This window comes from Aeromonas sp. L_1B5_3, from assembly GCF_963866575.1.
GTDB classification, from domain to species: Bacteria; Pseudomonadota; Gammaproteobacteria; order Enterobacterales; family Aeromonadaceae; genus Aeromonas; species Aeromonas jandaei.
This window is the reverse complement of the sequence record NZ_CAWMDN010000146.1, coordinates 36,469-54,950: the sequence shown is the minus strand read 5'-3', so window position 1 is coordinate 54,950 and position 18,482 is coordinate 36,469. Positions and strand designations below refer to the sequence as shown.

Genomic DNA, 18,482 nt, shown 5'->3' with positions numbered 1-18,482 from the left:
TTTCACGTGGAACGACGCCCGCAGCAAAGCAGTGCCAGCAGACCGCAGCCACTCAGCAACAGGCCGAGATCCTGCAATCCGGCCGCCACCGCCAATCCCAGACTGAGCAGCAGGTAGTAACCAAGCCCGAACAGGGCGCCAGCACTGCCCGCCACCTCGCGATAGGCCAGCAGCGCCTGACTCAGCACGTTGGGGATCGCCAGTCCGAAGGCCACCACGATTCCCATCATGGGCAGCAGGAACCAGAGGCTGGCCTGAGTCGTCCAGACCAGCAGCCCGGCGACCAGTGCCAAAACGCAAGCCAGTCTGATCGGAGAGGACGGCAGCCACCCCCTCCCCAGCAGATGCTTGTTGAGCAGGCTGCCAAGCAGGGTCGCCAGCGCCAGCAAGATCCCCGAATAACCAAACTCGCTGGTGCTCAATCCCAATCCGGCAAAGAGGAACGGCGCCAGACTGTAGTAACCAAACAGCATGGTGTTGAACAGGGCGACCAGCATGGCACTGCGCCAGAGCCCGCCATCCTTCATCATCCGGCACGCCAGCGGCCAGAGTGCGACTTGCCGGGTGGTGGCCGGACGGGTTTCCGGCAGTTGCCAACAGGTAACCAGCAGCAAGCCTACCGCCAGTATCAGCAAACCGCTGAACACCCCGAGATAACCGAACCAGCTCGCCAGCTGCCCGCCACTGAGCAGCCCCAGCACCGGGCTCAGGGAGAGCGCTATGCCCATCACCGAGAAGACCCGCGCCAGATCGCTGCCCTGATAGCTATCGCGCAGCATGGTCTGGGTCACCACGGAACCCACTGCAGCGCCAAAGGCCGAGATAACCCGGGCCAGCAGCAGGGTTTCAAACTGATTAGCCAGCAGCGCCAGCAAGGTGCCGACGCCATAGGTGAGCAGACCCGCCAGCATGGCGGGACGCCGCCCGATCAGATCGCAGAGCCGTCCCCAGCAGACCACGCCCACCGCAAACGCCAGAAAATAGATCGACAGGGTCTGGGATGCCTGCCCTTCGCTCACCTGAAACTCGGTAGCGATGTGGGTCAGGACCGGGCTGTAGATGGTCTCCACAATTTGGGGAAACATCATCAATCCCACCACCAGCCAGAGCGGTGGCAACTTGTTGTTCATGACAAACCTCCTTCACAAGAGGTCGCCATTCTAGAGAGATGCCGATTGTCTGATTACAATAAGCAGGACTATAAACATCAAAAATCGGACATATGGCCTTTATTCTTCCCGATCACCCTTTTGACCCCGACCAGCTGACTGGCAGCGTGATCGGCATTGCCTCCGCCCTCGGCTGGCACGACTCTGGCCTGCATCAACATCAGCGCCATCAGCTGCTGTTCGCCCAATCCGGCTGCATGACCATGGAGCTGGAAGGTCGGGTCTGCCTGCTGCCACCCACCCGCGCCGCCTGGCTGCCAGCGGGCACACCCCACCGGGTACTGATGCGTGGTGTGGTGGCCTACCGCTCCCTCTACTTCCAGCCGCACTCCGAGTTGCCCGGCACGGTGGAGGTGTTGGCGGTCAATCCGCTGCTGCACGAACTGATCGAACGGATGGCGCTCTGGCCGTGGGACAAACCGCAAGAGCAGCAACAACGGACGGTGGCACTGTTTATGGAGGAGTTGGGGCAGGCGCCGCGGGAGTCATGGCAGCTGCCACTACCGACCGATCCCAGACTGGGCGACTGGCTACAGCAGTTGAAGCGGGGGGATGCCCTGCCCGATCGGCTCAACCGGCTGGCCGAACGGGTGGGTGCCAGTGACAAGACCATTGGCCGCATCTTTATGCGGGAGACCGGCATGAGCTATCAGGCGTGGCGCCAGCAGTGGCGGCTGTTGCGCGCCATGGAGCTGCTGGCAGAAAGCGAGTCCATCAGCCGGATTGCCGCTGCGCTGGAGTTCTCCAGCGACAGTGCCTTTATCAGCTTCTTCAAACAACATACGGGACAGACCCCCCTGCGCTATCTCAGCTCTCGGGGTGAGTCGCCACAGCCTGACTCGCCTCCACCACCAGGGTATCCAGCGCCAGCGGCTTGAGATTGTGCAGCGCATCCTGCACCACTGCATGGGATGCCTGTTGCAACTCGCTCTGCACATCCTGCTCCAGCTGGACACTCTCCAGCTCGGGCCGCGGGTTTTCGTTGGCCATCACGTTCAGGCTCAGGGCACTCACAATCAGGGTAGCGATCAGGCTTTTCATCTGGTTTGCTCCGGTATGGTTGAGATGACCAGATAGCTATTCCAATAGTTGTGCCAATCCTCACGCAATTCATAACATGATGATTTTGTTTAAATTAACTATATCTCGATACCAAATTGAGTCGCAAAATGCATCCCGCTCGGTCATTTTTAAACCAACAGTTGGTGCTTTTAACCACGCTTGATTTTTGCACCATGTTCCACGTGGAACGTCCCATCTTTTTGATCGACACCCACTTTTAAACTGAGCTATGGTGCTACATCCCCGTAACTCAAATCTGGATCTGTCACTGAATGGAATTTTCCTTGTTCGGCGAGAAGTTCACTCGCCACGCCGGCATTACCCAACTCATGGATGACCTCAATCAGGGGCTGACCAATCCGGACGCCATCATGCTGGGTGGCGGCAATCCGGCCCCCATCCCCGCCATGCTGGAACGCTTTCAGGCCGAGGCCAAGAGCCTGCTCGACAACGGCGAGCTGGTCAAAGCGATGGCCAACTACGACGGCCCGCAAGGCAAAGACAGGTTCACCAAAGCGCTGGCTGCCCTGCTCAGCAAGGAGCTGGGATGGGATATCTCGGCTCGCAATATCGCCCTGACCAACGGCAGCCAGAATGCCTTCTTCTACCTGTTTAACCTGCTGGCCGGCGAATTTGCCGATGGCCGCAAGAAGAAGGTGCTGTTCCCGCTTGCCCCCGAATACATCGGCTATGCCGACTCGGCGTTGGCGGACGACTACTTCGTGGCCTACAAGCCCACCATTGAGAAGCTGCCCGATGGCCAGTTCAAGTACCACGTGGACTTCGAGAGCCTGCAGGTGGGCGATGACATCGGGGTGATCTGCGTCTCCCGCCCCACCAACCCCACCGGCAACGTACTGACCGACGAAGAGATCGAACACCTCGATCAGATCGCCCGTGACAAGGGGATTCCGCTGCTGATCGACAACGCCTACGGCGTCCCCTTCCCGGGTATCATCTTCAGCGAAGCCAAGCCATTCTGGAACGCCAACACCATCCTCTGCATGAGCCTCTCCAAGCTCGGCTTGCCGGGCACCCGCTGCGGCATCGTCATCGCCGACGAGAAGATCATTCAGGCCATCACCAACCTGAGCGGCATCATCAATCTGGCGCCGGGCAGTCTGGGGCCCGCCATCACCATCCCGATGATCGAGAGCGGCGAGATCATCGCCCTCAGCGAGCAGGTGGTGAAACCCTTCTATCAGCAGAAGGCGGAGCTGGCGGTACAGCTGCTGCGCGAAGCGATCCCCGATCCGCGCTTCCATATCCACAAGCCGGAAGGCGCCCTCTTCCTCTGGCTCTGGTTTGAAGATTTGCCGATCCACTGTCAGGAGCTCTATGAGCGACTGAAGGCGAAGAACCTGCTGATCGTGCCGGGTCACTACTTCTTCCCCGGCATCGACGACCCAGAGTGGCGCCACAGCCAGGAGTGCATCCGCCTCAACTACTCCCAGAGCGAGGAGCTGGTTCACCGCGGCATTGCCATTCTGGCAGAGGAGATAAACGCCCTCTACGCTGGTTAATCCAATCCGGCGATACAAAAGCAGAAAGGCCTGCAGATGCAGGCCTTTATTGTTTATCGCGATCCGGTTTGCTTAGCCGGGCAGCGCCAGCTGCTCGGGTTTGCCGATGGGGATGGCGCGGGGCTTGAGCGCCTCCGGCAGTTCGCGAGCCAGATCGATGGTCAGCAGACCATGCTCCAGCTTGGCACCCTGCACTTCCACGTGCTGGCTCAGCTTGAAGGCGAGCTCGAAGTCGCGCTCGGCAATCCCCTGATGGAGGAACTGACGCTCACCGGCCGCAGCCCCTTTGCGCCCCTTCACCTTGAGGGTGCCGTTTTCGGTCTCCAGCTCCAGCTCTTCGCGCTCGAAGCCAGCCACGGCGACCGTGATGCGATAGCCATCCTGATCGCGCTTCTCAATGTTGTACGGGGGGTAAGCGGCAGTCTTCTGCTCAAACAGACCTTCCAGCTCACGGGCCATCCGCTCGAAGCCGACGGCGTTGGAATAGAGATGAGAAAAATCGAGGTTACGCATAATCCTATCCTTCTAATAAGCAACAGGTTCAACTCTCCACAGGCCCGTCATCGGCACCCGGGAAATTTTAAAATTTCAGTGAATTCAGGCTATCAGCCGTTGATCTCGATCTTGCGCGGCTTCATCGCCTCGGGCACTTCACGCACAAGCTCGATGTGCAGCAAGCCGTTTTTCAGGTCGGCCCCTTTCACCCGCACATAGTCGGCCAGCTGGAAGCGACGCTCGAAACCGCGTTCGGCTATGCCTTGGTAGAGGTAGTTGCGCTCGGTATCGGCCTGCTTGTTGCCCTTCACCGTTAACAGATTTTCCTGGAAGCTCAGCTCCAGCTCTTCCTGGGTAAAGCCCGCCACCGCCATGCTGATGCGGTAGTCGTTGTCACCCAACTGCTCGATGTTGTAGGGGGGGTAACCGGCATTGCCATTGCTGGCCGCAGATTCGATGAGATTGGCCAGACGATCGAAACCGATGGCAGAACGATAGAGCGGAGAAAAGTCGATAGAACGCATAGTATTACCCTCTTGTGAGCGATAACGGATTTTTTGCCCTCCTTATGGACGGGCACCTGGTCGAAACCTCTGTCGAGCGTTCCGGCCTTGTTACCTATATAGGGGCTCACTTTTTCCTTTCAAGGGGATTTTTTCAAATTTTTTAAATGGCCGCGCCGACCTGTTGAACATCAACCTGTTGGCCCGATAGTGATGATAATCGACCCGTGGGCCACTGATGGCAACTCGCTCCGTCTCCCATAATTGGTTGCATATCCACCAGCCAACATGGAGCCATCCCATGAAGATTACCCAGGTTCGCAACGCCACCCTGCTGCTCGACTATGCCGGCACCCGCTTTCTGATCGACCCCATGCTCTCTGCCAAGGGGGCCTTCCCCGGCTTTGAGGGCACCGCCAACAGCCATCTGCGCAATCCGCTGGTCGAGCTGCCGCTATCGATCGATGAGCTGGTCGATGTGGACGCCGTTATCGTCACCCACGACCATCCCGACCACTGGGATGACGCCGCCAGAGCCCAGATCCCCAAGCATCTGCCGCTCTTGGTACAACATCAGAAAGATGCCGATGCCATTCGTGCCAGTGGCTTTGAGGATGTGCGCCTGCTGAGCGACCAACCAGAATTTGCCGGCATTCGCCTGCAGCAGACCGGTGGTCAGCACGGCAGCGACCAGTTGATGGCGGTACTGGGCGAGCGCATGGGAGAAGTGTGCGGCGTGGTCTTCTCCCACCCCGATGAGCAGTGCCTCTATCTGGCCGGTGATACCATCTGGCATCCCCGGGTCGAGCAAGCCCTGCAACAGCATCAGCCCGAGGTCATCATCCTCAACTGTGGCGATGCACAGGTGCCCGGGCTAGGTTCCATCATCATGGGCAAGGAGGATGTCGCCGCCGTTTATCAGGCCGCACCGCAAGCCACGCTGATCGCCAGCCATATGGAGGCGGTCAACCACGCCGTGCTGTCACGCCAGGAGCTGCGCGACTATCTGGCGGTACGGGGCATGATGGATCGAGTACGGGTGCCGCAAGATGGCGAGGCGATATCACTGTGATCCACAAAAGGGCCATGCCAGAGATGGCCCTTCGGCTTTCACTGCCGAACGCTTATGATGAGTGGTCTGCGCGCAGAGAGGAGCCAACACCATGACCACCCCGATCGTTGCCGTGGTGACCTTCGATCACTTCAGCCCTTTTCACTGCGCCGTCCCCTGTCTCATCTTCGGCGATATCCTGCCGGGCCAGCCACTGTTCGAGCTCAAGATCTGCTGCGGCGATGGCAACCCTCATTCACACTCAGCGCAAGGCTTCACCATTCAGGCTCCCCATGGGATGGAGGTGCTGGCCGAGGCGGAGATCATCGTCATCCCCTTCTGGCACGACCCGGCAGCACGGCCACCCGCAGCGCTGCTCGATGCCCTGATTGCCGCCAGAGCCAGAGGTGCCCGGCTGGTCGGGCTCTGCCTCGGTACCTATGTGCTCGCCTACGCCGGGCTGCTCAATGGTCGCAAGGCATCGACCCACTGGGAGTACGAACAGGATTTCTGCCGCCGCTTTCCCTGCGTGCAGCTCGATACCAACGCCCTCTATGCGGATGACGAAGGGCTGGTCACCTCGGCAGGTACTGCCGCCGGGCTGGACTGCTGCCTCTATCTGGTGCGCCAGTACCACGGCTCGGCCATCGCCAACAAGGTGGCGCGGCGGCTGGTGATCCCGCCTCACCGGGAAGGGGGGCAGGCCCAGTTTATCGAGCAGCCGGTGCCCGCCTCCACCCGCGATGTCCGGATGAACCAGTTGCTCGACCACCTGCGTGCTCATCTGGCCGCCCCCCATACCCTGGATTCTCTGGCAGACCTCACCCTGATGAGTCGACGCACCTTTACCCGCCGTTTTCATCAGGCAACCGGCCTCTCGGTGGGTGAATGGCTGCTGGCGGAACGGCTCAGGCGTAGTCAGGAGCTGCTGGAGGTAAGCGGCCATTCCATCGATCGCATTGCCGAGCTGGTCGGCTTCAAGAGTGCCACCTCCCTGCGCAATCACTTTCGTGCCCGCTTTGCCATCTCTCCCAGCGAGTGGCGACGATCTTTTCGTGGCAACAATGTCTGATGACATCCTCTATACCCGCTCACTCCGCTATGGCAGGCTAGCCAGAGATCCCGAGGAGTCATTCCATGTCCCGTTCCGAACGCCTGCTGACCCTGCTCCAGCTGCTGCGCGGCCACCGCTACGCCATCACAGGCGCGGAACTGGCCAGCCAGCTTGGCATCAGCCTGCGCACCCTCTATCGGGATATCGCCGCTCTGCAGGCACAAGGTGCCCATATCGAGGGTGAACCCGGGATCGGCTATGTGCTGCGTCCCGGCTTCATGCTGCCGCCATTGATGTTCAGTGAAGAGGAGCTGGATGCGCTGGTGCTGGGGTCACGTTGGGTCGTCGCCCACGGTGATGGAGCCTTGAGTGCATCGGCCAGCAGTGCGCTGGCCAAGATAGAAGCCGTGCTGCCCGCCGACTATCGCCAGCAGCTCCAGAGCAATGCCCTGCTAATCGGCACCTCCCGCAGCGACAGCCTCACAGATGAAGCCCCGTTGCGCAGTGCCATCCGCCAGCAACGCAAGGTGATCCTGGGCTATCGCGATCTCAAGGATGAGGCCTCTGAGCGCACCGTCTGGCCCTTTGCTCTAGGCTACTTCGAACAGGTACGGGTACTGGTGGCCTGGTGCGAACTGCGTCAGGGCTTTCGCCACTTTCGGGTCGATCGCATCACCCGGATGCAGCCACAAGATTGCCGCTATCCAAAAAGCAGAGAGAGCCTGCTGAAGGAGTGGCGCGCCACACAGCAGATCCCGCAGCCGAAATTCATTGCTGACAGAAACTGACAGCAGGTAGCGCCATGCTGACGGGGTCGGCGCCGATGCGCCATCTAATCAGCAAGGAGCATCACCATGTTAGTCCCCCAGTTCACCATCCTCTACGTTACCAATCCGACCCGCAGCGCGCTCTTCTACCGCGAGTTGTTCGGGCGTGAACCGGTGGAGGAGTCACCTACCTTTGCCATGTTCGTGTTCGAATCGGGCGCCAGACTGGCACTCTGGTCCAGCGCCACAGTTGAACCTGCCGTGACCCAAACGGCCGGAGCGATGGAGCTGGCCTTCGCCCTCCCCGATGATGATGCCGTCGATCGCCTGTCTGCCGAGTGGCTGGCGCGCGGGCTCACCCTGATCCAGGCGCCGACCAAGATGGAGTTTGGCTACACCTGCATGGCCCTCGATCCGGATGGCCATCGTCTGCGCCTCTACTGCCCGGCACCTGAGCTGAGGTAATCCGGTTCAATGTTCCACGTGGAACGACCCTATCCGATCGGCTGTGTTATCATCTGCGCGCATCATTTTATGGATAAACAATGACCACTCGACATAATCCACTCAAACTGTATCAGCCAGATAACTGCACAGCCGATGAACTGAGCGAGAAGCAGTTGGCACTTTTTTCCCTGCTGCAACTGCGTGAGCAGGAGTTTGGCTTCAACCCCAACGTCATCGTCCACTACCCGGAAGCCAGCTTTCTCGGTACTCCGCTCGATTATCTGGATCAGCTGATCGATGAACAACGGCAGCAGGGCCACCTCATCAATGAGGTGGTGATACTCACCACGTATCAGGAGCTCTATACCCCTCTCACCCAAAGCGGTTATCAGCACGAGGCCGTTCATATGCCCGCAGGCCCGGATCACACTGCAATCTTCAGAGTGCATTGCGGTTCTCAGCCAGCAGGCAAAATCCTCTATATCGAAGCGGTCAACGAGCAGGATCCCAAAATCCGGCCGACCTTTGTCTTGATGCTGCATGATGATAATGGTGAACTGCAGGGAGGTATGTCCGGGTCTATCTACTCCACAGACAATCGGCGATACGCCTATATCGGCACTGTGGTCGTGCAACCTGGGCAACCCGCAGGAACCGGCACCCTGCTCGCCAATACCGTGCTGGAGTACCTGACACAGCAAGGGGTTTACGAGGTCAATCTCGGTACCCAGACCGCCGAGCCCTTCTATACCAAGCTGGGGTTCGGGGTTATCCACCACATAGTGCCAGCGTTGCGTCATCGCACGGCTAGCGATGGAGCTGTGCTACCCCACAACCTGGTCATCATGAGCAAAATGCTCTGATAAAGCAGACTGCAGATGTAAAAAAGCCGCTCTTGTGAGCGGCTTTTTATTGCAATCAGCGAGTCTGATTAGACGTCGAGGTTGGCTACGCGCAGGGCGTTGGTCTCGATGAAGTCACGACGCGGCTCTACAGCATCACCCATCAGGGTGGAGAAGAGCTGGTCAGCACCAACGGCGTCGTCAATGGTGACGCGCAGCATGCGGCGGGCTTCCGGATCCATGGTGGTTTCCCACAGCTGGTCCGGGTTCATCTCGCCCAACCCTTTATAGCGCTGGATGTAGATGCCGCGTTTGCCTTCGCCCATCAGCCACTCGACCGCTTCGACAAAGCTGGAGACCGGCTTCACCTTCTCGCCACGCTTGATGTAACCGCCTTCCTCGATCAGGTTGGCGATCTCCTTGCCCAGCGAGACCAGCTGACGGTACTCGGAGGATTGCAGGAAGTCGTAGCTGATCGGGTATTCGCGGTCGACACCGTGCTGACGTACCACGGCGTGCGGCACGAACAGGCGGCGCTCTTCATCGCGGCTAACCTGCATCTGGTACTGGATACCCTGGTTGCTCTCGTTGAGCACGGCTTCCATACCCTGACACCAGGCCAGCAGATCGTTCTCGCTGTTCAGCAGCGCTTCGTTCAACTCCGGCTGATAGATCAGCTGGGTCAGTACCGCTTCCGGCGCACGACGAGACATACGGGTGATCAGGTGAGTCACCGAGCGGTGCTGGTTGACCAGACGCTCCAGTGCCTCGCCACCGATAGCCGGGGCAGACTCGTTGACGTGCAGGGTGGCACCATCCAGCGCCATGGCGGTCTGGTACTGCAGCAGCGCGTCTTCGTCTTTCAGATACTGCTCCTGCTTGCCCTTCTTCACCTTGTAGAGCGGCGGCTGGGCAATGTAGACGTAGCCACGTTCGATGATTTCCGGCATCTGACGATAGAAGAAGGTCAGCAGCAGGGTTCGGATGTGCGCACCATCGACGTCCGCATCGGTCATGATGATGATGTTGTGATAACGCAGCTTGTCCGGGTTGTACTCGTCGCGACCGATACCGCAACCCAGTGCGGTGATCAGGGTGCCCACCTCCTGGGAGGAGATCATCTTGTCGAAACGGGCCTTCTCCACGTTCAGGATCTTGCCCTTGAGCGGCAGGATGGCCTGGTTCTTCCGGTTGCGACCCTGCTTGGCGGAACCGCCAGCAGAGTCCCCTTCCACTATGTAGAGTTCGGAGAGCGCCGGGTCTTTTTCCTGACAGTCAGCCAGCTTGCCGGGCAGACCGGCGATATCCAGCGCGCCTTTGCGGCGAGTCAGTTCACGGGCCTTGCGGGCCGCTTCACGGGCACGGGCCGCATCGATGATCTTGTTGACCACGATCTTGGCATCGCCCGGGTTTTCCAGCAGGAAGTCGGCCAGCTTCTCACCCATCGCCTGCTCGACAGCAGTCTTCACTTCGGAAGAGACCAGCTTGTCCTTGGTCTGGGAGGAGAACTTGGGATCCGGCACCTTGACGGAGATAACGGCTATCAGACCTTCACGCACGTCATCACCGCTGGCGGCAGATTTGGCCTTCTTGCTGTAGTCCTCTTTCTCCATGTAGGAGTTAAGGGTACGGGTCAGCGCGGTACGGAAACCAACGAGGTGAGTTCCACCATCGCGCTGCGGAATGTTGTTGGTGAAGCAGTAGACCCCTTCCTGATAGGCGTCATTCCACTGCATGGCAACTTCCACACCGATGCCATCCTGTTCGGTAGTGAAGTGGAACACCTTCGGGTGGATCGGGGTTTTGTTCTGGTTCAGGTACTCAACGAACGCCTTGATACCGCCTTCGTAGCAGAAGTGCGCCTCACGGCCATCACGCTCATCCATCAGACGGATGGAAACGCCGGAGTTGAGGAAGGAGAGTTCGCGCAGGCGCTTGGCCAGGATCTCGTAGTGGAACAGAGTATCGCTGAAGATGGTCGGGCTCGGCCAGAAACGCACTTCAGTACCGGTACCCGTGCTGTCACCGATCTGCTTGAGCGGAGCCTGCGGCTCACCCAAATGATAGGTCTGTTCGTAGACGTGGCCGTTACGACGAATGGTCAGCAGCAGCTTGTCAGAGAGGGCGTTAACAACGGAGACGCCGACGCCGTGCAGACCACCGGAAACCTTGTAGGAGTTGTCATCGAACTTACCGCCAGCGTGCAGCACGGTCATGATGACTTCGGCAGCGGAGCGGCCCTCTTCCGGGTGAATATCGACCGGAATACCACGGCCGTTATCGCGTACGGAGACGGAGCCATCGGAATGGATCTTGACCTGAATATCGGAGCAGTAGCCAGCGAGCGCCTCGTCAATGGAGTTATCGACGACTTCGAACACCATGTGGTGCAGACCCGAGCCATCATCCGTATCGCCGATATACATCCCCGGGCGCTTGCGGACCGCATCCAGGCCCTTCAGCACCTTGATATTCGAGGAGTCGTAAGTATTTTCACTCATAGCTTACTCTCTGCCTTCTCTAACGTTTCGGAGATCTTGCCTTGTTCCACGTGGAACAACTTGCAGTCATTCGCATCCATCATGTCTGCGAGCTGACCGGTATCGATGGCGGTGATAAACACCTGGGACGCGCACTGCTTCAGCCTTGCGGCCAGGAGGCGACGCTTCTCGACATCCAGTTCAGAGGCAAAATCGTCAATTAAAAAAATACAGCCACGGCTGCTATGTTGATTCAAATAGAGCCCTTGGGCCAAGCGCATGGCACAAACAAGCAGCTTGAGCTGACCCCGGGACAAAATATCCTGAGCTGGCACCCCGTTCGCTTTGAGGCGAACATCGGCTTTCTGCGGACCGACACCGGTGTAGCCCAGCGCCCGATCCCGCTCAAACCCCGCCTCCAGCAGTTCGTTGAGGGGGGTATCTTTCTCCCAGCCCCGGTAAAAACCAAGACTGATATCGAATTCCGGCAGAAAATCCGCCGTCATCTCCTTGATCAGGGGCGTAATGGCCTGACAATAACTGGCGCGAAAGCCTGCCAGTTCACCACCCAGCCGCACCAGTTCCTGATCCCAGAACGCCAGCTGGCGATATTGGGTGCTCTGGCGCAGCAGCGCATTACGCTGTTTCAGCAGCCGCCGCACCCGCCCCCACAGGGCGAAGAAGGTGGTTTCCTGATGAAACACACCCCAATCGAGCCAGGCCCGACGAGCCTGCGGCCCCCCGGTCAACAGATTGAAGCCATCCGGATGGATGAGTTGCACCGGCAGCAGTTCGGCCAGATCGGCCAATCGCTGCGCCTGTGCTCCGGCAATCTTGAGCTGGGTCTCGCCACTCTTGTCCTTGGCAAGACCGATAGGCACCTGACGCCCATCCAGTTCGCACTGGGCAAACAGGGTAAACGCCCTCTCCCCCTGGCGGATAACCCGCCCGGTCAGATGAGTGCGAAAGGAGCGCCCCAGACCAAGGTAGTGAATGGCTTCCAGCACGCTGGTCTTGCCGCTGCCATTGCACCCGACCAGAATATTGAGGCCGGGTGACAACGCGAGACTGGCTTGCTGGATATTGCGAAAGTCGCTGAGCTGGAGTTTGACCAGAGACACGACTAGATCCGCATCGGCATTACCACGTACTGAGCATCCTGATTTTCAAAATCCTCAATAATGGCGCTGCTGACGGAATCGCTCAGGCTAACCCGGATTTGCTCACATTTTAACGTATTCAGCACGTCCAGCACATAAGAGACGTTGAATCCGATCTCCATCTCGCCAGCAGCGTATTGTACGTCAAGCAGCTCTTCCGCTTCTTCCTGTTCCGGGTTGTTGGCGGTGATGCGCAGCAGGTTTTCCTGCAGATTGAGACGCACCCCACGGAATTTTTCGTTGGAGAGGATCGCCGCGCGGGCAAACGCCTGACGCAGATCCTCACGGCCGGCAATCAGGGCCTTGTCGCTGTTGCGCGGAATGACCCGACGCCAGTCCGGGAAACGGCCATCCACCAGCTTGGAGGTGAAGATGAAGCCGTCGAGGGCGGCACGCAGGTTGCTGCGACCGATCTGCAGTCGCACCGGCTTGTCTTCCGCTTCCAGCAGACGCACCAACTCCAGCACCCCTTTGCGTGGCAGGATAACCTGATGATCGGGCAGCGATTCCCCCACAACCTCGCGGCGGCAGGTGGCCAGACGGTGACCGTCAGTCGCCACGGTACGCAGACCGTGACCTTCGCTTTCGAACAGCATGCCGTTCAGGTAGTAACGCACATCCTGGCTGGCCATGGAGAACTGGGTCGCATCGATCAGCTTCTTCAGCTCCAGCTGGCTGATATCGAACTCGAGCACAGACTCCCAATCCTCGATGTTCGGATACTCGGTCGCCGGCAGGGTCGACAGATTGAAACGGGAACGGCCGGAACGGATGATCAGGCGATCGCCTTCGGTATTGAGACGGATCTCGGCGCCTTCCGGCAGACCACGGCAGATGTCCAGCAGCTTGCGCGCCGGCACAGTGGTGCGGCCATCTTCACTGGCACCATTCAGATAGACCTGACCGATCATCTCTACTTCGAGATCGGTACCGGTCAGCGACAGCAGACCGTTGCTGACATCAAGCAGCACGTTGCCGAGGATCGGCAGGGTCGGTCGGCCACCCAGGGCACCGGACACCAGTTGCAGAGGACGTAACAGGGCCTCACGGCTAATTTCGAGCTGCATCTGTGCTCTCCGTTATCAGGAAGAAAGGGTACGGATCAGGTTGGAGTAGTCCTCCTTGATGTCGTGACTCTCCTCCTTCAGCTGCTCGATCTTGCGGCAGGCATGAAGAACGGTGGTATGGTCACGGCCACCAAAGGCATCACCTATCTCCGGCAAACTGTGATTGGTCAACTCCTTGGCCAGAGCCATCGCCAGCTGGCGCGGGCGGGCCACGGAGCGGGAACGGCGCTTGGAGAGCAGATCTGCAAGCTTGATCTTGTAGTACTCCGCCACCGTCTTCTGGATATTGTCGATGGTGACCAGCTTCTCCTGCAACGCCAGCAGATCGCGCAGCGCTTCGCGTACGAAGTCGATGTTGATGGCGCGACCGGTAAAGTTGGCGTTGGCGATCACCCGGTTGAGGGCCCCTTCCAGTTCACGGACGTTGGAACGCAGCCGTTTGGCGATGAAGAAGGCCACTTCGTCCGGCAGGTGGATCTGGTTCTCGTCCGCCTTGCGCATCAGGATGGCGACGCGGGTCTCCAGCTCAGGCGGCTCGATCGCCACCGTCAGGCCCCAGCCGAAGCGGGACTTGAGGCGATCCTCGACACCGTTGATCTCTTTCGGATAGCGATCCGAGGTGAGGATGATCTGCTGGTTGCCTTCGAGCAAAGCGTTGAAGGTATGGAAGAACTCCTCCTGGGAGCGCTCCTTGTTGGCGAAGAACTGGATGTCATCGATGAGCAGGGCATCGACGCTGCGGTAGTAACGCTTGAACTCTTCAATGGCGTTGTTTTGCAGCGCTTTCACCATGTCCTGCACGAACCGCTCGGAGTGCATATAGATGACTTTCGCATCTTTTTTGCTCTCCTTGATGGCATTGCCAACGGCGTGCAGCAGGTGGGTTTTACCCAAACCGGTACCGCCATAGAGGAACAGCGGGTTGTAAGCGCCACCCGGATTGTCCGCCACCTGACGGGCCGCCGCACGAGCCAACTGGTTGGACTTACCCTCGACGAAATTCTCGAAGGTATAGTTCACGTTGGTGTTGCTCTTGTGGTTCGGCTCGGGCTTGGTTTCGGGCTTGCTTTCCCAGCTCTTCTGCAAGTTATTCACAGGCGCAGCACCCTGCGCCGGCGCTCTGCTTGCAGCGACGGTGACGGGGTGAGGACGATTGCCAATATCAAAACGCAGGGCGGGGCCATCGACCCCGCAAAGTTCGTTAATGATACCGTTCACCCGGATGAGGTACTTGTCTCGTACCCAGTCCAGAACGAAGCGATTCGGTGCATACAGGGTCAGAGTATTGTCACTCAACTCCGCTTGAAGCGGCCGGATCCACATGCTGAATTCTGCCGAGGGCAACTCATCTTGCAGCCGGTTAAGGCACTGCTGCCATAGCGAAGCAGTCACTCTAAACTCCTGTCGATTGATTAACTAAAGACCGGCTATTCTACGTTTTTAGCCGCCGGATCTCCAGCCGTGACCCCGCGGATCCAGCAAATAAGATCCTTGACTTTCAAGGATCCAGCGCCTCCGGATCATCTTTCATCCCCAAAGTTACCCACAGCTTGATCCACTGCTGCAACTGGCGGATCTCGTGCTGCACTCCTGTTATTTCATATAACCAAATGTCATTTATTTTTTAAATTTTATTCCAATAACATCAGCGCCAAAGCAGTTATTACAACTACAAATACAAGACATTTAGAGAGAGAAACCCCATGAAAACTTCCATCAAGCTTATTTCCGGCGCAGCCATCCTGTTGGCTACCCTGTCTGGTCAGGCCATCGCCCAGGAGACCATCAAGGTCGGCATGTCCGGCAAGTACTTCCCGTTCACTTTCGTCAAGCAGGACAAGCTGCAGGGCTTTGAAGTGGATATGTGGAACCAGATCGGCGAGCGCACCGGCTACAAGGTCGAGTTCGTTACCGCCAGCTTCTCCGGCCTGTTCGGCATGCTGGAAACCGGCCGTGTCGATACCATCTCCAACCAGATCACCATCACCGACGAGCGCAAGGCGAAGTACGACTTCTCCCAGCCCTACGTCTATGACGGCGCCCAGATCGTGGTCCGTCAGGGCAACAACACCATCCACGGCATCAAGGATCTGGAAGGCAAAAAGGTCGCGGTCAACCTGGGCTCCAACTTTGAAGAGCTGCTGCGCAAGAACGATCCGAACCACAAGATCGATATCCGCACCTATGACTCCGCCTTCGAGCAGGATGTCGCGCTGGGCCGCATTGACGCCTTCGTGATGGACCGCGTCTCCACCGCCCAGCTGATCAAGGAGTCCAAGCTGCCGCTGCAACAGGCTGGCGCACCGTTCGAAACCATCGAGAACGCCCTGCCCTTCCTGAAGACCCCGGAGAAGCAGGCGCTGCTGAAGAAGGTCGATGAGGCTCTGACCGCCATGCGCAAGGATGGCTCCCTGCGTCAAATTTCCGAGAAATGGTTCGCGTCCGACATCACCGACAAATAAATGATGCACTTCGATATCGAGTACACCCTGGGGCTGTTTCCCATCCTGCTCAAATATCTGGGCACCACGATGGAGATGGCCCTGTGGGGATTCGCGTTGGCACTCGTACTGTCGCTGGCACTGGCGATAGTACGGGTCTTTCGCATCCCCGTGATCCACTGGCTGGCGATGCTCTATATCTCGTTCTTTCGGGGTACTCCGCTGCTCGTCCAGCTGTTTCTGCTCTATTACGGGCTGCCACAACTGTTCCACGTTTTTTCCGGGATGGATGCCTTTACCGCCGCCATCATAGGTCTGACCCTCCACTTTGCCGCCTACATGGCCGAGTCGATCAGAGCGTCGATCCTGGGTATCCACAAAAGCCAGATGGAGGCGGCGCTCAGCATCGGCATGAGCCGGCTGCAGGCGATGCAGCGGATCATTCTGCCGCAGGCGGCACGCATCGCCACTCCGTCGCTGATGAACTACTTCATCGACATGATCAAGAGCACCTCGCTGGCCTTTACCCTCGGTGTGGCCGAGATCATGGGCAAGGCGCAGATGGAAGCCTCCTCCTCCTTCAAGTTCTTCGAGAGCTTTATGGCGGTAGCGCTCATCTACTGGGTAGTGGTCATCTTCTTCACCCGCTTGCAGCACCTGCTGGAAATTCGTCTCAACCGTGCCTATTAAAGGAGGGCTCTCATGATCAAGCTAACCGGCCTCTCCAAGGCATATCAGGGCAATCAGGTGCTCAACGGCATCGATCTGGAGGTAAAGAAGGGGGAGATAGTGGTCATTATCGGCCCCTCCGGCACCGGCAAGTCGACCCTGCTGCGCTGCCTGAACCTGCTGGAGACCCCGGATGCAGGTTCGCTTGCCATCGACGATCTGCAGCTGAATCTGGCAAATGCCAGCGAGCAGCAGGCCATCGAGCTGCGCAAGCGCGCATCCTTCGTGTTCCAGAACTACGCCCTGTTTGCCAACAAGACGGCGCAGGACAACATCGCCGAAGGGCTGATCACTGTCTGGAAACAGCCAAAAGCGGAAGCCCGTGCTACCGCCCTTGGCATCCTTGAGGATATAGGTCTTGCCGACAAGAAGGACGCCTATCCGGCCTCCCTCTCCGGCGGCCAGCAGCAACGGGTAGGCATCGGCCGGGCCATGGCGGCCCACTCCAAGGTAATCCTGTTTGACGAACCCACCTCGGCCCTCGATCCGGAGTGGGTCGATGAAGTGCTCGGGCTGATGAAAAAGCTGGCTAGCCAGCACCAGACCATGGTGGTGGTGACCCACGAGATTGAATTCGCACGGGATGTGGCCGATCGGGTGATCTTCATGGAAGGTGGCCGGATCGTGGAGCAGGGCCCGCCGGATCAGATATTGGTCGATCCCAAGGATCCCCGTACCCGGGAGTTCTTGCGGAAAGTCCTTAAATAGCTCTCTCTTTGGCGGCCTGGCCGCCTTTTTTATTGGGGGATCCCTTGTTTAACACCGGGTTGCCAGTATAATCCGGAGCCCTCGATCCTCTGGATCCTCACACTCGGCAGTGGCCTTTTCAAGACCACCGCAGGATGAGAGGGAACGGCGGATTGACTAAAAGCCGAACTCTGTTTAGAATTCGGCCTCTTTTGCTAGTCGTCACACGCTATAGCTGGCGCGTCGGCTAAGTGTGACAATCAAAACTGTACAGTAATACGGAATCGAATCATGAAACGTACTTTTCAACCGTCCAACCTGAAGCGCAAGCGCTCTCACGGTTTCCGCGCCCGCATGGCAACTGCCAACGGTCGTAAAGTTCTGGCCGCTCGTCGTGCCAAGGGTCGTGCCCGCCTGGTAGTCTAATGCCTACCCAGCACACCTTCTCTCGGGAGTTACGTCTGTTAACTCCCGAACACTTCAAACGCGTTTTCGCCGAGCCTGTCCGGGCCGCCTCTCCGCAGATTACTCTTCTCGCCTCTCCCAATTCGCTCGAACACCCTCGTCTTGGTCTCGCTGTGCCCAAAAAAGCACTCAAGCGTGCCGTTTGGCGTAACCGTGTCAAACGGGTGGTTCGGGAAAGTTTCCGCCTCAAACAACATCAGCTGCCCGCTATCGACATCGTGGTGATCGCCAAGGCCGGTGTGAAAGAGATGGATAACGAGGAACTGTTCAAGTTACTGGAAAAGCTATGGCGCACTCTGTCACGCCGTTGCAATGGGTAGCTATCAAACTGATACGTCTGTATCAGCTAATCATTAGTCCCCTGCTGGGGCCGCGCTGCCGTTTTACCCCGACTTGTTCCCAATTTGCGATAGAAGCAATCCGACTTCACGGTTTCATAAAAGGCGTTTGGTTAGCCAGCAAACGTCTATTAAAATGCCATCCCTTATCCGAGGGTGGTTATGACCCGGTTCCGCAACCAAAGCGAAGAAACTGAAGACT

Annotated in this window: 21 protein-coding genes; 13 read left to right on the top strand and 8 right to left on the bottom strand. The window is 58.3% G+C overall.

Annotation, left to right across the window (positions count from 1 at the left end):
* Positions 1–2: 2 nt before the first annotated feature.
* Positions 3–1,130 (bottom strand): multidrug effflux MFS transporter, encoded by a 1,128-nt coding sequence (locus tag AACR93_RS19295; RefSeq protein ID WP_043851685.1) that lies wholly within the window; start codon positions 1,128–1,130, stop codon positions 3–5.
* Between the two features lie 92 nt (positions 1,131–1,222).
* On the opposite strand from AACR93_RS19295, the gene AACR93_RS19290 reads away from it, so the two are divergent.
* The gene (locus AACR93_RS19290; RefSeq protein WP_043851684.1) at positions 1,223–2,047 is read left to right on the top strand and encodes an AraC family transcriptional regulator; all 825 of its coding nucleotides are present in this window, start codon (positions 1,223–1,225) and stop codon (positions 2,045–2,047) included.
* On the opposite strand, the gene AACR93_RS19285 is transcribed toward AACR93_RS19290, so the two are convergent.
* A complete protein-coding gene (locus AACR93_RS19285) occupies positions 1,977–2,210 on the bottom strand; it encodes a hypothetical protein (protein WP_005355777.1) in 234 nt (77 codons plus the stop codon). The two genes, AACR93_RS19290 and AACR93_RS19285, sit on opposite strands and share 71 nt — an antisense overlap.
* A 293-nt stretch (positions 2,211–2,503) precedes the next feature.
* Between AACR93_RS19285 and AACR93_RS19280 the strand changes: the two genes are divergently transcribed.
* Positions 2,504–3,754 carry a valine--pyruvate transaminase gene (locus AACR93_RS19280; RefSeq protein ID WP_043851683.1) on the top strand — a complete coding sequence of 417 codons (1,251 nt, stop codon included), beginning with the start codon at positions 2,504–2,506 and terminating at the stop codon, positions 3,752–3,754.
* A 72-nt stretch (positions 3,755–3,826) separates the two neighbouring features.
* On the opposite strand, the gene AACR93_RS19275 is transcribed toward AACR93_RS19280, so the two are convergent.
* Both AACR93_RS19275 and AACR93_RS19270 read right to left on the bottom strand, forming a co-directional pair.
* Positions 3,827–4,267: an Hsp20 family protein gene (locus AACR93_RS19275; protein WP_005339297.1), complete on the bottom strand. Its 441-nt coding sequence runs from the start codon at positions 4,265–4,267 to the stop codon at positions 3,827–3,829.
* Positions 4,268–4,359: 92 nt separating this feature from the next.
* Entirely contained in the window at positions 4,360–4,773 is a 414-nt protein-coding gene (locus AACR93_RS19270; RefSeq protein ID WP_041210487.1) for an Hsp20 family protein, read from the bottom strand.
* Between the two features lie 280 nt (positions 4,774–5,053).
* On the opposite strand from AACR93_RS19270, the gene AACR93_RS19265 reads away from it, so the two are divergent.
* The 5 genes from AACR93_RS19265 to AACR93_RS19245 all read left to right on the top strand — a co-directional run bounded on the left by AACR93_RS19265 (position 5,054) and on the right by AACR93_RS19245 (position 8,934).
* Entirely contained in the window at positions 5,054–5,824 is a 771-nt protein-coding gene (locus AACR93_RS19265) for an MBL fold metallo-hydrolase (RefSeq protein WP_043851682.1), read from the top strand.
* Positions 5,825–5,915: 91 nt separating this feature from the next.
* A complete protein-coding gene (locus AACR93_RS19260; RefSeq protein WP_043851681.1) occupies positions 5,916–6,875 on the top strand; it encodes a helix-turn-helix domain-containing protein in 960 nt (319 codons plus the stop codon).
* Between the two features lie 65 nt (positions 6,876–6,940).
* Positions 6,941–7,645 (top strand): helix-turn-helix transcriptional regulator, encoded by a 705-nt coding sequence (locus AACR93_RS19255; RefSeq protein WP_043851680.1) that lies wholly within the window; start codon positions 6,941–6,943, stop codon positions 7,643–7,645.
* Positions 7,646–7,711: 66 nt separating this feature from the next.
* Positions 7,712–8,089: a VOC family protein gene (locus AACR93_RS19250; RefSeq protein WP_042031095.1), complete on the top strand. Its 378-nt coding sequence runs from the start codon at positions 7,712–7,714 to the stop codon at positions 8,087–8,089.
* 80 nt (positions 8,090–8,169) lie between these two features.
* Complete coding sequence (locus AACR93_RS19245; protein WP_043851679.1) at positions 8,170–8,934, top strand: GNAT family N-acetyltransferase; 765 nt, start codon at positions 8,170–8,172, stop codon at positions 8,932–8,934.
* Positions 8,935–9,002: 68 nt separating this feature from the next.
* Here the strand turns inward: AACR93_RS19245 and gyrB are convergent, their stop codons facing one another.
* From gyrB to dnaA, 4 genes are read right to left on the bottom strand one after another with little or no spacing between them, the layout of a single operon-like run.
* Positions 9,003–11,414: a DNA topoisomerase (ATP-hydrolyzing) subunit B gene (gyrB, locus tag AACR93_RS19240; protein ID WP_043851678.1), complete on the bottom strand. Its 2,412-nt coding sequence runs from the start codon at positions 11,412–11,414 to the stop codon at positions 9,003–9,005.
* Entirely contained in the window at positions 11,411–12,514 is a 1,104-nt protein-coding gene (gene recF, locus AACR93_RS19235; protein WP_043851677.1) for a DNA replication/repair protein RecF, read from the bottom strand. Before recF ends, gyrB begins: the two co-directional genes overlap by 4 nt.
* A gap of 2 nt (positions 12,515–12,516) precedes the next feature.
* Positions 12,517–13,620 carry a DNA polymerase III subunit beta gene (dnaN, locus tag AACR93_RS19230; RefSeq protein ID WP_033115254.1) on the bottom strand — a complete coding sequence of 368 codons (1,104 nt, stop codon included), beginning with the start codon at positions 13,618–13,620 and terminating at the stop codon, positions 12,517–12,519.
* A gap of 15 nt (positions 13,621–13,635) precedes the next feature.
* Entirely contained in the window at positions 13,636–15,012 is a 1,377-nt protein-coding gene (gene dnaA, locus AACR93_RS19225; RefSeq protein WP_033115253.1) for a chromosomal replication initiator protein DnaA, read from the bottom strand.
* Between the two features lie 311 nt (positions 15,013–15,323).
* Between dnaA and AACR93_RS19220 the strand changes: the two genes are divergently transcribed.
* The 6 genes from AACR93_RS19220 to yidD all read left to right on the top strand — a co-directional run bounded on the left by AACR93_RS19220 (position 15,324) and on the right by yidD (position 18,477).
* The gene (locus AACR93_RS19220) at positions 15,324–16,082 is read left to right on the top strand and encodes an amino acid ABC transporter substrate-binding protein (RefSeq protein WP_033115252.1); all 759 of its coding nucleotides are present in this window, start codon (positions 15,324–15,326) and stop codon (positions 16,080–16,082) included.
* Complete coding sequence (locus AACR93_RS19215; protein ID WP_104016737.1) at positions 16,083–16,751, top strand: amino acid ABC transporter permease; 669 nt, start codon at positions 16,083–16,085, stop codon at positions 16,749–16,751.
* Between the two features lie 12 nt (positions 16,752–16,763).
* Positions 16,764–17,498, top strand: a complete 735-nt coding sequence (locus AACR93_RS19210) for an amino acid ABC transporter ATP-binding protein (RefSeq protein ID WP_043851676.1) — start codon at positions 16,764–16,766, stop codon at positions 17,496–17,498.
* A 270-nt stretch (positions 17,499–17,768) separates the two neighbouring features.
* Positions 17,769–17,903: a 50S ribosomal protein L34 gene (gene rpmH, locus AACR93_RS19205; RefSeq protein WP_005307156.1), complete on the top strand. Its 135-nt coding sequence runs from the start codon at positions 17,769–17,771 to the stop codon at positions 17,901–17,903.
* Positions 17,903–18,262, top strand: a complete 360-nt coding sequence (rnpA, locus tag AACR93_RS19200) for a ribonuclease P protein component (protein ID WP_005342318.1) — start codon at positions 17,903–17,905, stop codon at positions 18,260–18,262. The genes rpmH and rnpA overlap by 1 nt, the downstream gene beginning before the upstream one ends.
* Positions 18,229–18,477 (top strand): membrane protein insertion efficiency factor YidD, encoded by a 249-nt coding sequence (gene yidD, locus AACR93_RS19195; protein ID WP_010672280.1) that lies wholly within the window; start codon positions 18,229–18,231, stop codon positions 18,475–18,477. The genes rnpA and yidD overlap by 34 nt, the downstream gene beginning before the upstream one ends.
* Positions 18,478–18,482 lie beyond the last annotated feature (5 nt).